10 protein-coding genes are annotated in these 14,092 nt (G+C 75.3%); 9 read left to right on the forward strand and 1 reads right to left on the reverse strand.

The window, feature by feature from the left end:
• Window positions 1-23 precede the first annotated feature (23 nt).
• A complete protein-coding gene (locus tag ACGF3H_RS04120; RefSeq protein WP_359397602.1) occupies window positions 24-560 on the reverse strand; it encodes an HNH endonuclease in 537 nt (178 codons plus the stop codon).
• 334 nt (window positions 561-894) lie between these two features.
• On the opposite strand from ACGF3H_RS04120, the gene ACGF3H_RS04125 reads away from it, so the two are divergent.
• From ACGF3H_RS04125 to ACGF3H_RS04165, 9 genes are all read left to right on the forward strand, one after another.
• The gene (locus ACGF3H_RS04125) at window positions 895-1,998 is read left to right on the forward strand and encodes a mechanosensitive ion channel family protein (protein ID WP_362492119.1); all 1,104 of its coding nucleotides are present in this window, start codon (window positions 895-897) and stop codon (window positions 1,996-1,998) included.
• Window positions 1,999-2,158: 160 nt separating this feature from the next.
• On the forward strand, window positions 2,159-3,370 hold the full coding sequence (locus tag ACGF3H_RS04130; protein WP_362492116.1) for an ROK family transcriptional regulator: 1,212 nt from the start codon (window positions 2,159-2,161) through the stop codon (window positions 3,368-3,370).
• Between the two features lie 75 nt (window positions 3,371-3,445).
• Complete coding sequence (locus tag ACGF3H_RS04135) at window positions 3,446-4,711, forward strand: 6-phospho-beta-glucosidase (RefSeq protein ID WP_362492113.1); 1,266 nt, start codon at window positions 3,446-3,448, stop codon at window positions 4,709-4,711.
• A complete protein-coding gene (locus ACGF3H_RS04140; protein WP_362492110.1) occupies window positions 4,702-5,673 on the forward strand; it encodes a BadF/BadG/BcrA/BcrD ATPase family protein in 972 nt (323 codons plus the stop codon). The genes ACGF3H_RS04135 and ACGF3H_RS04140 overlap by 10 nt, the downstream gene beginning before the upstream one ends.
• Window positions 5,674-5,919: 246 nt before the next feature.
• A complete protein-coding gene (locus ACGF3H_RS04145; protein WP_362492108.1) occupies window positions 5,920-7,371 on the forward strand; it encodes a hypothetical protein in 1,452 nt (483 codons plus the stop codon).
• A gap of 59 nt (window positions 7,372-7,430) precedes the next feature.
• On the forward strand, window positions 7,431-8,474 hold the full coding sequence (locus tag ACGF3H_RS04150; RefSeq protein WP_362492105.1) for a glutamate ABC transporter substrate-binding protein: 1,044 nt from the start codon (window positions 7,431-7,433) through the stop codon (window positions 8,472-8,474).
• 59 nt (window positions 8,475-8,533) lie between these two features.
• Window positions 8,534-9,865, forward strand: a complete 1,332-nt coding sequence (locus ACGF3H_RS04155; RefSeq protein ID WP_362492102.1) for a hypothetical protein — start codon at window positions 8,534-8,536, stop codon at window positions 9,863-9,865.
• Window positions 9,866-9,887: 22 nt separating this feature from the next.
• The gene (locus ACGF3H_RS04160) at window positions 9,888-12,575 is read left to right on the forward strand and encodes a tetratricopeptide repeat protein (RefSeq protein ID WP_362492099.1); all 2,688 of its coding nucleotides are present in this window, start codon (window positions 9,888-9,890) and stop codon (window positions 12,573-12,575) included.
• A 3-nt stretch (window positions 12,576-12,578) separates the two neighbouring features.
• Window positions 12,579-13,967 (forward strand): PP2C family serine/threonine-protein phosphatase, encoded by a 1,389-nt coding sequence (locus tag ACGF3H_RS04165; RefSeq protein ID WP_362492096.1) that lies wholly within the window; start codon window positions 12,579-12,581, stop codon window positions 13,965-13,967.
• The last annotated feature ends 125 nt before the right edge of the window (window positions 13,968-14,092 follow it).

The raw sequence follows: 14,092 nt of genomic DNA on the forward strand, positions 1-14,092 counted from the left end.
ACGGTCGCCCGCGCCCCCGGCCGTCAGGCCGAGATGCCGTCGATGCGGGCCAGCGCGTCGTCCGCTCCGTACGGCTGGAGGTACGGGAGCCAGCGCGGGTCGCGGTGGCCCGTGCCGATGATGCGCCAGGCCAGACCGGTGGGCGGGGCCGGCTTGTGGCGCAGGCGCCAGCCGATCTCGCCGAGGTGCCGGTCGGCCTTGACGTGGTTGCAGCGGCGGCAGGACGCCACCACGTTGTCCCAGACGTGCTGCCCCCCGCGGCTGCGGGGGACGACGTGGTCGACGCTGGTGGCGACCCCGCCGCAGTACATGCACCGGCCTCCGTCGCGCGCGAAGAGCGCCCGCCTGGTGAGAGGAACGGGCCCCCGGTAGGGGACCCGCACGAATCGCTTGAGCCGGACCACGCTGGGTGCGGGAACGGTGACGGTCGCGCTGTGCAGGAAGGCGCCGGACTCCTCGAGGCACACGGCCTTGTTCTCGAGGACGAGGACGAGCGCGCGGCGGAGCGGTACGACGCCGAGTGGCTCGTACGACGCGTTGAGAACCAGGACATGCGGCACGGATGCCTCCTTGTACGCCGGCGGCGCGTGGCTCGCGCCGGGACGATCCGTAGTCAGTCTCCCCTCATGCCTGGTGGACGCGCCACCATGTCCCGGTAACGGGCTGGGAGTGTTTTCGACCACACCCGATGCATCCCCCGGAGCCTGACCAGTTCAAGCGCGGGTGAGCACGGTCTCTCCTCGGCACTTCGCGCCGATCCCCACATCGTGCCCCGTTAGTGTGGTTGTCCTGCCCGTCCGGTGACCTTCCCGTGACCTTGGACCAGACCCTTGGACCGCTGTCGCCCGGCCGTCCGCGCCGCGGGACGGGCCGCCGCACCTGGAGGTATCCGCCGTGTCCCTGTCCGCCGCCGTTCCGTCGGCCGCCGGTCCGTCCCCGTCACCGTCGCCGTCGCCCTCCACGACGGCCCCGGGGGTGCCCACGCTCCAGGACGCCCAGGAACACGCCACGAACGCGGCGAGCTGGGTGGAGCAGAACTGGTCGACGTGGCTCGCGATCGGGCTGCGCGTGCTGCTGATCCTGGTGATCGCGACGGTGCTGCGGGCGGTGGTCCGGCGGGGGATCACCAAGCTGATAGACCGCATGAACCGCACCGCCGGTGCCGTCGACGGCACCGCGCTGGGCGGGCTGCTGGTGAACGCCGAGCGCCGCCGGCAGCGGTCGCAGGCCATCGGCTCGGTGCTGCGTTCGGTGGCCAGCTTCCTCATCCTGGGCACCGCGGCCCTGATGGTCCTCGGCACCTTCCAGATCAACCTGGCCCCGCTGCTGGCCTCGGCCGGTGTCGCGGGCGTCGCGATCGGCTTCGGTGCCCGCAACCTGGTCACCGACTTCCTCTCCGGCGTCTTCATGATCCTGGAGGACCAGTACGGCGTCGGCGACACCATCGACGCGGGCGTGGCGTCCGGCGAGGTCATCGAGGTCGGGCTGCGCGTGACCAAGCTGCGCGGCGCCGACGGCGAGATCTGGTACGTCCGCAACGGCGAGGTCAAGCGCATCGGCAACCTGTCCCAGGGCTGGTCGACGGCCGGCGTGGACGTGACCGTCCGCTCCGGCGAGGACCTGGACAAGGTGAAGGAGACCATCGACGGCGTCGCCGAGCGGATGAGCAAGGAGGAGCCCTGGAACGAGATGCTCTGGGGCCCGATCGAGGTGCTCGGCCTGGACAGCGTCCTGCTGGACTCCATGGTCGTGCGCGTCTCGGCCAAGACCATGCCGGGCAAGTCGCTCACCGTCGAGCGCGAGCTGCGCTGGCGCGTCAAGCGGGCCTTCGACGCGGCCGACATCCCGATCGTGGGCGGCGCCACGGTCCCGGTGGACGGCACCGCGGTGGCCCCCGACCCGGCGGCGGGCGTCGCGGCGCCGTCGGCGTACGCGAGCACCGTGTCACCGCAGTCGATGGCCGCCTCCCCGATCACCCCGCCGAGCACCACCAAGTAGCCGGCCCCGCCCCTTCTCCGGCCCCCGGAGGTGACGACCGCGTCGCCCCGGGGGCTTCGTGCGCGGGCGGTCCGGCCGAGCGCGGCGTCTTGACGGCTCCCTGGGGCGGGCCTACGTTCCTCGTTCGACAGGAAAGTTTCCTTACAGTTCGGGAGGGCTCATGGCGGGTACCGCCGGCACGCCGGGCACCCCGCGCGTCCTGCGCGCCATGAACGACCGGGCCGCCCTGGACCTCCTGCTGGAGCACGGACCGCTGTCCCGCACCCGGATCGGCACGCTCACCGGCCTGTCCAAGCCGACCGCCTCCCAGCTGCTGGCCCGCCTGGAGGCCGCGGGGCTGGTGCTGGCCGGCGGCACCACGGAGGGCCGCCCGGGTCCCGGGGCCCGGCTCTACGAGGTCGACCCGGCCGCCGGGTACGCCGCCGGACTCGACGTCACCCGGGCCCGCGTCCTCGCCGCCGTCGCCGACATCACCGGCCGCACCGTCGGCCGGTACGAGCTGCCCACCCCGCACCGGCGCCCCGGCGTCTCCGTCGCCCGGCAGGTCACCGACGCGCTCGACGGCGCGGTGAGGGCCGCCGGGCTCGTCCGGGGCGACGTCCGCCGCGTGGTCATCGGCACGCCGGGCGCCTTCGACCCGAACACCGGGCGGCTGCGCTACGCCGCCCATCTGCCCGGCTGGCACTCCCCCGGCCTGCTGGAGGAGCTCGCCGCCGCCCTGCCGATGCCGGTCGAGTACGAGAACGACGTGAACCTCGTCGCCCTAGCCGAGCAGCGCCTGGGCGCGGCCCGGGGCCACGAGGACTTCGTCCTGCTGTGGAACCAGGAGGGGCTCGGCGCCGCCCTGGTCCTCGGCGGCCGGCTGCACCGCGGCTGGACCGGCGGTGCCGGCGAGGTCGGCTTCCTGCCGGTGCCGGGCGCGCCGCTGGTGCGCCAGGTCGCCCGGACCAACAGCGGCGGCTTCCAGGAGCTCGCCGGTTCCCAGGCGGTGCCGCCGCTCGCCCGCGAACTCGGCGTCACCCCCGTACCCGCCGGTCCGCCCCCGGAGGCCGCCGCCGCCCTCCTCGCCCGCGCGGCCGGCGCCGGGGACGAGCCGCACCGCCGGCTGCTGCGGGCGTACGCGACCCGCCTGGCGACCGGTCTGGCCTCCCTCGTCTCCGTCCTCGACCCCGAACTGGTCGTCCTCAGCGGCACGACGCTCAGTGCGGGCGGCGAGGTGCTGTGCGGCCTCGTCCGGGACGAGCTGGCGGAACTGGCCGCGTCCCGGCCGCGGCTCGTCCTCGGCTCCGTCACCGCACACCCCGTCCTGCGCGGCGCGCTGGAGAGCGCGCTCGCGACCACCCGCGACGAGGTCTTCGACACCTCGCGCTGACACCCGCACCGCCCCCCGGACCCCGTCCCACGGGCCGGAGTCCTTCGCCGACTGGAGCAAAGGGTTGATGACCGAATGAAACTCACCGTGGTCGGCGGCGGTTCGACCTACACGCCCGAACTCGTCGACGGCTTCGCCCGGTTGCGGGAGACCCTGCCGGTCGAGGAGCTGGTCCTGGCCGACCCGGCCGCGGACCGGCTCGACCTGGTCGGCGGACTGGCGCGCCGCATCCTCGCCCGGCAGGGCCACGGCGGCCGCGTCGTGACCACCTCGGACCTGGACGCGGCCGTCGACGGCGCCGACGCGGTCCTGCTCCAGCTGCGCGTCGGCGGCCAGGCGGCCCGCGAGCGGGACGAGACGTGGCCGCTGGAGTGCGGCTGCGTCGGCCAGGAGACCACCGGCGCGGGGGGCCTGGCCAAGGCGCTGCGCACGGTGCCGGTGGTGCTGGACATCGCCGAGCGGGTGCGCCGGACCAACCCGGACGCCTGGATCATCGACTTCACCAACCCGGTCGGCATCGTCACCCGCGCCCTGCTCCGGGCCGGGCACCGGGCGGTCGGCCTGTGCAACGTGGCGATCGGACTCCAGCGCAAGTTCGCCGCGCTGCTGGGCACGGCGCCCGCCGACGTCCACCTGGACCACGTGGGCCTCAACCACCTCACCTGGGAGACCGGCGTCCGCCTCGGCGGCCCGCGGGGCGAGGACGTCCTGCCCCGGCTGCTGGCCGAGCACGGCGACGCCGTCGCCGCCGACCTCCGCCTGCCCCGGCCGCTCCTGGACCGCCTGGGCGTCGTCCCGTCCTACTATCTGCGCTACTACTACGCGCACGACGAGGTCGTCGAGGAGTCGCGCCACAAGCCGTCCCGGGCCGCCGAGGTCGCGGCGATGGAGCGGCGGCTGCTGGAGATGTACGCCGATCCCGCCCTGGACGAGAAACCGGCGCTGCTGGCCAAGCGCGGCGGCGCCTACTACTCGGAGGCGGCGGTGGACCTGGCGGCGGCGCTGCTCGGCGGCACCGGCTCCCCGTACCAGGTGGTGAACACCCTCAACGGGGGCACGCTGCCCTTCCTGCCGGACGACGCGGTGATCGAGGTGCAGGCCGCGGTGGGCCGCGACGGCGCGGCACCGCTGGCCGTCCCGGCCGTGGACCCGCTGTACGCGGGCCTGATGGCGAACGTGACGGCCTACGAGGACCTGGCCCTGGAGGCGGCCCTGCGCGGCGGCCGTGAGCGGGTGTTCCGGGCCCTGCTCGCCCACCCCCTCGTCGGGCAGTACGCCTACGCCGAGCAGCTCACCGACCGGCTGGTCGCGCACAACCGGGAGCACCTGGCGTGGGCCTGAGCGCGAGCGTGCTCGCCGTGGACGCGGGCAACAGCAAGACGGACGTGGCGGTCGTGGCGGCGGACGGTCAGGTGCTCGGCACGGCACGCGGCGGCGGCTTCCGTCCGCCCGCCGTGGGCACCGGGCCGGCGGTGGACGCCCTCGCCGAGGCGGTGACGCGGGCGTTCGCCGCGGCCGGGATCACCGGCGTCGACCACGTCTCGGCGTGCCTGGCCAACGCCGATCTGCCCGTCGAGGAGGAGGAACTGTCCGCCGCGCTGCACGCGCGCGCGTGGGGCACGACCGTGGAGGTGCGCAACGACACCTTCGCGATCCTGCGGGCCGGTGTCACCGAGCCGCGCGGGGTCGCCGTCGTGTGCGGCGCCGGCGTCAACTGCGTGGGCATGCTCCCCGACGGCCGCACCGCCCGCTTCCCGGCCCTGGGCCGGATCTCCGGCGACTGGGGCGGCGGCTGGGCGCTGGCCGAGGAGGCGCTGTGGCACGCGGCGCGCGCGGAGGACGGGCGGGGCGAGCCCACCGCGCTGTCCCGGACCCTCCCGGCGCACTTCGGGCTCCGCTCGACGTACGCCCTCGTCGAGGCCCTGCACCTGCGGCACATCGCGCCGGAACGGCGACACGAGCTGGCCCCCGTCCTGTTCACCACCGCGGCCGACGGCGACCCCGTGGCCCGGTCGCTCGTCGACCGGCAGGCGGACGAGGTGGTGGCGATGGCCACCGTCGCGCTGACCCGGCTCGGCCTGCTGGACGAACCGGTGCCCGTCCTGCTGGGCGGCAGCGTCCTGGCCGCCCGTCACCCCCTGCTCGACGACCGCGTGCGCGCGTTGCTGGCGGCCCGGGCGCCCAAGGCCGTGCCGCGGGTGGTGACCGCGCCCCCGGTGCTGGGCGCGGCGCTGCTGGGGCTGGACCGGACGGGAGCGGCCCCGGGGGCGCAGGAACGGCTGCGGGCGCACTACGGCGCCTGAGGGCACCTGGGAGCACCCCTGAACCGCGCGCCTGTGGACGCCCGGCGGCGCCGAGGCACCGCGGGGAACCGAACGGGGTCCGAACGCGTATTCATGGGCAGGGGCTGAGGGCGGTTCCGCCGGTCGACCGACGCCGTGACAAGGGTGCGAAAACCCGCGATCCGATCAAGATCGGGTGAAGGCCGGTGCGAATCCCGGTGCGGGGCGCGATACTTGCGGCGACGGATGACCATGGGGGAGGTCAGAGTGACTCGACCGCCGACGAGCAGCGCGGCGCCGCCGCCGGGCGCGGGCGTGCCCCCGCTGCCCGCGGTACCGCCGCGGCCCCTGCCCCAGCAGCGTGCGGGCGGCGCCGCCCCGCCCGGGTCCCCGCCGCCGGCGCCCCGCCGCACCGCGTTCGCCGAGGGCGTGGACCGCCTGCGCGCCGCCGCCACCACCGAACCCGGCCGGCTGCGCATCATCGGCGCCCTGCTCGCCGTGCTCGTCCTCGCCTTCGGCGCCGTCACCGCCTGGCAGACGAACGAGCGGTCCGCGGCCGCCGACGACGTGCTGAACCGCAGCCAGCCGCTCAGCTCCGCCGCCGCCGGCATCTACCGCTCCCTCGCCGACGCCAACACCGCGGCGTCCAGCGGGTTCCTGGCCGGCGGCCAGGAGACGAAGGCCTCCCGCGACCGGTACGAGAAGGGCGTCCGCACGGCCGCCGAGGGGCTCGTGGAGGCCGCCGCCAACTCCGGCGCCGACTCCCCCGCCGCCACGACCATCACCCGGCTGAACCGCCTGCTGCCCGAGTACAAGGGCCTGATCGAGCGGGCCCGCACCTACAACCGGCAGGGCTTCCCCGTCGGCGGCGCCTACCTGCGCTACGCCAACGAGAAGATGCAGAAGGAGATGCTCCCGGCGGCGGAGGACCTCTACACCCGGGAGAACCAGCGGCTGAGCGGCGACTACGCCGACGCCGAGCCGTACCCCTGGGCGGCGATCGCCCTCGGCGTCCTCGCGCTCGCGGCCCTGGGCTGGGCGCAGCACCGCGACTACCGGCGCACCAACCGGGTCCTCAACCACGGCCTGGTCGCCGCCACGACCGCCGCGACGGTCGTCCTGCTCTGGCTGGTCGTCGGCCACAGCGTCGCCCGGTCCGACCTGAACGACTCCTACCACCACGGCGTGCGCTCCCTGAACGCGCTGCACGAGGCCCGCATCGCCTCCCTCAAGGCGCGCGGCGACGAGAACCTCACGCTGGTGGCGCGCGGCGCGGAGACGACGAAGGTCGGCGACGAGACCTACGACGCCTACGACTTCGACTTCGAGAAGAACATGGCCGTCCTCGGCAAGGGCCTGGCGGAGGCACGGCGGCTCGCCGACGACGCGGCGGGCGCCCGGCCGGTCGCCGCGGCGGACGACAACATGACGGAGTGGAAGAAGCGCCACGCGTCGGCCCGTGAGCAGGACGAGAACGGCAACTACCAGCAGGCCCTTGACCTGGTGATCGGCGGCAAGGGCGCCACGGTCGAGTGCTTCGACGGCGTCGACGCCTCACTGGCCGACGCCCTCGACCACGAGAAGGACGAGTTCGAACGGGCGGCGGGCGACGGCCTGGACGCGATGGGCCTGCTGCCCGAGGGCTCCGCCGCCCTCGCCGTCCTGGGCGCGGCCGGCGCGCTGCTGGGCATCGGCCGCAGGCTGTCGGAGTACCGGTGAGGCGGGGCCAGGGCCCGGTGAGCGGGTGGGAAGGAGTGGCGGTGAGAGGCGGCGTGAGAATGGGTGCGCGACGACTGCGGACCGCCCTGAAGGGCTGGGGCGGGGTGGGTGCGATGGCGTTCGCCTGCGCCCTGGCGCTGCTCTTCGCCCTGCTCCTGCCGGTGGTCCGCTCGCACGGTGAGGGCACCGCCGGCACCGGCGGCCGGGGCGCCGCCCAGGGCCGCCAGGCACGCGCCGCCGAGGAGTGCACGGACCCGGAGAAGCAGACCCTGTCCCCGGACGACGCGGACGGCCCCACCATCGAGGCGATCCGCAGCCGCGAGGGCGCCAAGCGCAAGCTGATCGTCGGCGTCGACCAGAACAGCTACCGCTGGGGCTACCGCGACCCGAACAGGGGCGGCGACGCCGAGCTGGAGGGCTTCGACATCGACCTGGTGCACCGCATCGCCCAGGACATCCTCGGCGACCCGGACGCGGTGCAGTTCAAGGCGATACCCACCGACCAGCGGATCCCGGCGATCCAGGACGGCCGCGTCGACATGGTGGTCCGCACCATGACCATCAACTGCGACCGGCTGGCCGACGTCGCCTTCTCCGCCCCCTACTTCAGGACCGGCCAGCAGCTACTCGCCCCCAAGTCCTCGGACATCACCGGGTACGACGACACGCTCGCCGGCAAGAAGATCTGCACGGCGGCGGGTTCGACCGCGCTGAGCACGCTGAAGAAGGACCAGGCGGAGGGCAGGGCGGCGGCCGGTGCCGACCTCGGCACCACCGTCCCCAACCAGCTCGACTGCCTGGTGCGGCTCCAGCTCGGCGAGGTCGACGCGGTGGTCACCGACGGCGCGCTCGCCGCGAGCCAGGCCGCCCAGGACCCCACGGTCGAACTGAAGGGCGACCCCTTCACCACCGAGTACTACGGCGTGGCGATGAAGAAGGACGCCGACGATCTGGTACGCCGGGTCAACCGGACCCTCGTGGAGTGGCGCGCCGACAAGGCCAGGGGCTGGCAGCACTCGTACGGGCAGTGGCTGTCGGAGACCATGGGCGACGACTCCCGCACGTCGGAACCGCCGGCCCCCGAGTACCGGGGCGGGAGCTGACCGGCCGCCGCGCCACGGCAGCAGAGCACGCACGAGTCCGCAACAGCGAAAGGTGATCGATGGGCGACACGGGACCCACCGGGCCGGTGATGGACCGGGACGAGGTGGACCGTGCGCTGGCGCGGCTCGGCGCGGAGCACGAGGCGATCGAGACCTCGCTGCTGGCCCTGCAGGACCACGCGGGCCGCAGACTCCTGGAGGGCGCCGAGCTCACGGGAGTGACCCAGGAGCGCTGGACCGCCGCGGAGGCGTCGATCACCCTGCTGTGGTCCTACTTCGACGCGTACGCGGGCGCGCTGCGCACCGCCCGGGAGATCCGCTCCCGGCGCCGCTGGTCCAGCCGCGAGGACCTGGCGGAACTGACGGAGCTGCTGCGGGGCGAGGCGGTCACCGTGGCCGGCAGCTCCGCCGCCGCGAACGCGCCCACCCCGTCCGGCGGTCCGGGCCGGCTCGCCGAGCGGTACTCGCTGGTCACGCTGGTGGACCGGATGAACCAGCTCTACGCGTCCTCCCTCGACCTGGTGGTCGCCGCCGACGCGGTGTGGTCGGCGCTGCCCGCGCGCATCGATTTACTCGCCGCCGAGCTCCAGCGCACCCGCCGGCTCGCGCACTCGGTGGGGGTGCGTCCCGGCGAGCACCCGGCCGGTGACGACCTGGAACGGATCACCCGCACCCTGACGAGGCTGCGAGAACGGGTGGTGTCCGACCCGCTGGCCTTCTGGGTGCCCACCGAGGGCAGTTCGGCGCCGGGCGGCGGCCGGCCGGACACCACGGTCTACGACCGGGAGGCGCGCGCCCTGGAGGACGTGCGCCGCGAGATCGACGCGGTGCTGGCCGTCCGCCAGGACGCCGAACAGCGGATCGTGCGGCTGCGGGACGTGCTCTCCCGCGCGGACCGCACGCTCGCCGAGGCCCGCACCGCGCGCGGCGAGGTGCTGGCGAAGATCGCCGCGACGGAGGTGCCGGTGGTCAGCGGGCCGCCGACCGTGCTCCAGGAGCAGCTGGCGACGGCCGCCGAGTACCGCAGGCACGCCCAGTGGCACCGCCTGTCCCCCCTCCTGGAGGCCCTGGAGGAGAAGGCCGAAGACGAACTGCTGCGGGCCCGCGAGTCGTTGACGGCGGTCACCGCGCCGCTCGCGGTCCGCGCCGAGCTGCGCGGCCGGCTGGACGCGTACAAGGCGAAGGTCGCCCGGCTGGGCTTCGCGGAGGACCCCGAGCTGGCCGAGAAGTACGAGAAGGCGCGCCGCATGCTGTGGAGCGCGCCCTGCGACCTGCGCGTCGCCGAGCAGGCCGTCCTGCGCTACCAGCACGCGGCGGCCGAACTGCTGGGCTCCGCGCCGCGCGTGCCCGGGCAGGGCGGGCCGGTGGACGGGCCGGGGCCCGGCGCATGAGCGACAACGGGGAGGCGACGGCATGAGCCAGGAGCAGCGGACCTGTCAGCGTCCCGGCTGCGGCGGGTCCTACGAGGACATGGGCGGCGGCGAACTGTACTGCGACACCTGCGGACTCGCGCCGGTCGTCGCGTCCAACGGCACGGTGGGCACGACGCCGACCGGGGTCACCGGCGGCGGGCGGGGCTCGCGCGGCTCGGCGGGCACCGGGAGCGCGCGCTCCAGCGGCCGCAGCGCGCGGACGTCGTCGCAGTCGTCGAAGTCCCGGCGCTCGGTGTCGGGGCGGCTCTCGCAGTCCGTGTCGGGCCGGTCCACGGGCCGTTCGGTGTCGGTGCGCAGCTCGGGCACACCGGCCGGTTCGTCCGCCCGGGGGCGGCTCGGCGCAGGCCTGGTGGAGGTCCCGGCGATCCCGCGGCCCGACCCGCGCGCGATGGTGCTGGACCACGCCGAGGTGCCCGAGCGCAAGCGCTTCTGCTCGCGCGCGGACTGCGGGGCGCCGGTCGGGCGGGCGCGCGGGGACCGGCCCGGCCGTACGGAGGGCTTCTGCACCAAGTGCGGCCACCCGTACTCCTTCGTGCCCAAGCTGAGGTCCGGGGACGTCGTGCACGGCCAGTACGAGGTGGTGGGCTGCCTCGCGCACGGCGGGCTCGGCTGGATCTACCTCGCCGTCGACCGGGCCGTCTCCGACCGCTGGGTGGTCCTCAAGGGCCTGCTGGACACCGGTGACCAGGACGCGATGGCGGCGGCGATCTCCGAGCGGCGCTTCCTCGCCGAGATCGAGCACGCCAACATCGTGCGGATCTACAACTTCGTCGAGCACCTCGACCAGCGCACCGGTTCCCTCGACGGCTACATCGTCATGGAGTACGTGGGCGGCAAGTCCCTCAAGGAGATCGCCAACGCCCGCCGCACGCCCGAGGGGCGCCGCGACCCGCTGCCGGTGGAGCAGGCGTGCGCGTACGGCATCGAGGCGCTGGAGGCGCTCGGCCACCTGCACAGCCGCAACCTGCTGTACTGCGACTTCAAGGTCGACAACGCCATCCAGACCGAGGACCAGCTCAAGCTGATCGACATGGGCGCGGTGCGCCGCATGGACGACGACGAGTCGGCGATCTACGGCACGGTGGGCTACCAGGCGCCGGAGGTCGCCGACGTCGGCCCCTCGGTCGCCTCCGACCTGTACACCGTCGGCCGTACCCTCGCGGTGCTGACGTTCGACTTCCAGGGCTACACCACCGTCTACGCCGACTCCCTGCCGGACCCCGACACCATCGAGGTGTTCCGGCAGTACGAGTCGTTCTACCGGCTCCTGGTGCGCGCCACCGATCCCGACCCGGCCCGCCGGTTCGCCTCCGCGCAGGAGATGGCGGAGCAGCTGACGGGCGTGCTGCGCGAGGTGGTCTCGCTCCAGACCGGCCGCGCCCGGCCCGCGCTGTCCACGCTGTTCGGGCCCGAGGTGCGCGTCACGGACACGGAGTTGTTCCCCCGGCTGGACGGCGAGGTGTCGCCGCTGGGAGCCCGGGTGACCGGCTCGCGCAGACGCGGTGCCGGCGCCTCGTCCGCGCCGCCGGCGGGTGGCGGGGGCGGCGGTCCCGCGCTGCCCGGCGGCGGACCGGCCGTCGGGGCGCCCGGCGGGACGGTCGCGGGCGCCGCACCGCACGCCGGGACGGGCGTCGCCGCCGCCCTGCCCCCCGGAGCGGGCGCGAGCGCCGCGCTGCCGGGTGCCGTGAGCGCCGTCGGCAGCGTAGAGGCCGACGCCTCCGGTCTGGTCGAGCCCGTCGACGCCCCCGCCGCGGCCCTCGCCCTGCCCGTCCCGCGGGTCGACCCCGGGGACCCCAACGCCGGTTTCCTGGCGGGCCTGGTGGCCTCCGCGCCGGGTGAGCTGCTGACCGCGCTCGGCGCCGCGCCGGCGCCGTCGGCCGAGACCCGGCTGCGGGAGATACGGGCCCGGCTGGAGCAGGGCGACGCGCCCGGCGCGCTGGAGGCCCTGGGCGCCCTGGAGGACGAGCGGCCCGACGACTGGCGGGTGGTCTGGTACCGGGGGCTGGCCTCGCTGGTGACCGGCGACCGCGAGGGCGCCGCGCTCGCCTTCGACGCCGTCTACGACGCCTTCCCGGGCGAGATCGCGCCCAAGCTGGCGCTCGGCCTGTGCGCGGAGGTGCTGGGTCAGCTCGACAACGCAGCGGAGTACTACCGCCTGGTGTGGTCGGCCGACCCGAGCCATGTCAGCGCCGCGTTCGGCCTGGCCCGGGTCCAGTTGGCGGGCGGCGACCGGTCCGGTGCCGTACGGACGCTGGAGTCGGTGCCGGAGTCGTCCGTCCACTGCACGGCCGCGCGCGTGGCGGCCGTCCGGGCACGGCTGCGCCGGCGCACGGCGGCCCCGGGCGACGCGGTGTTCCTGGACGACCTGGCCGCGGCCGCGCGGCAGGTCGAGGCGCTGGACGTGTACGGTCTGGACCCTGCGCGCCGCGAGCAGTTGTCGGTCGAGGTCCTCGGCTGTGCCCTGGACTGGGTACTCTCCGGGGGCCGGGGTTCCGTTCCCCACGCCGCCGGGGAACGGGCAGTGCTCGGCAGCGGTCTGGACGAACGCGGTCTGCGTTTCGGCCTGGAGCGTTCGTACCGCACGCTGGCCCGGCTGGCGCGGGGCGGCGAGGAGAGGATCGACCTGGTGGAACGTGCCAATCGTTACCGCCCCCGGACGTGGGTGTAGTTGATGTCGCAGATGCCCCAGCAGGCCGCTGTGTCGAAGTGCCCGAGCTGCGAGGAACCGCTCGAGTCGGGCGACCGTTTCTGCGGCGCGTGCGGATACGACCTGTCCGCCGTGCCCGCGCGGCCCGAGGAGAGCCCGACGATCGCCGTGAACGGCGCGGTGCCCGCCCCTTCGTCGCCGCCCGACGGCGACGGCCGGGGCGCGCACGCGCCGGCCGGCGTGCCGGACCCGGACGCGGCGGATTCCCCGCTGCCCCCGCCCCGGCCGGCCGCGCCACCACCCGCCGCCGCACCGCCGCCACCGGCCGCGCCGGCCGCGGCGGGAGGGCCGGAGGCCGAACCGGCTGCCTCCGGTGTGCGGTTCGACCGTCCGGGCGAGCCCGACGAGTACCCGCTGCAGGCACCCGACCCGCGGTCGGCCCCCGCCGTCGTGCCGTCCCCCGGGCCCGCCCCCGCACCGGTCGCCCCGGCCGCTGCCGGCAGGGTGTGCGTGGCCTGCAGCGCGGGACGCGTCGACGACGACGGCTACTGCGAGAACTGCGGGCACGCCCAGCCCCGCGAACGCGACCACATGGAGCAGGAGTCGGGCCCCGTCGCCGCGGTCAGCGACCGCGGCCTGCGTCACCACCGCAACGAGGACGCCTTCTGCGTCGGCCACACCGCGCTGCCCGACGGGACACCCGCGACCGTGGCGATCGTGTGCGACGGCGTCTCCTCCGCGACCCGCCCGGACGACGCCTCCCTCGCCGCGTCCCGCGCGGCCGGCGAGTCGCTGCTCGCGGTCCTGCCGCGCGGCACGCACCCGCAACAGGCCATGCACGACGCGATCGTCGCGGCCTCGCACGCCGTCAACGCGCTGGCCGACGAGCCCGCCACGGCCCGCGAGCAGGCACCCCACCAGAACGCCCCGGCCTGCACCCTCGTCGGCGCCGTGGTCACCTCGGGCCTGCTGGTCGTCGGCTGGGTCGGCGACAGCCGCGTCTACTGGGTGCCGGTCGACCGCAGCACTCCTCCGGCCCGGCTCACCGAGGACGACTCCTGGGCCGCGCAGATGGTCGCCGCGGGCCTGATGAACGAGGCCGAGGCGTACGCCGACGAGCGCGCCCACGCGATCACCGGCTGGCTCGGCGCCGACGCCTACGAACTGGAGCCGCACACCGCGTCGTTCAAGCCGGACCGCCCGGGCGTCGTCGTGGTCTGCACGGACGGCCTGTGGAACTACGCCGAGTCGGCCGAGGAGATGGCCCGCGCCGTGCCCCTCGACGCCGCCGCGCGCCCGCTGCACAGCGCCCGGGTCCTGGTCGGCCACGCCCTGGACGGCGGTGGCCACGACAACGTAACAGTGGCCGTCGTGCCGTTCCCCGCCCCGCCCGCGGGGGCAGGATCCGGCTGAGGCCGCGCGGCCGGGCCACGCACGCCCGGCCCGGCAGGCGGCGGGGCGGCCTCGCGGACCGCAGGGGGCGGTCCGCGCCACCAGCCATCACCCCACCACCGTGGGGGACGTAGAGGGGGATGCGA

Origin of the sequence: Streptomyces sp. NPDC048185 (assembly GCF_043202495.1) — a bacterium.
GTDB lineage: Bacteria > Actinomycetota > Actinomycetes > Streptomycetales > Streptomycetaceae > Streptomyces.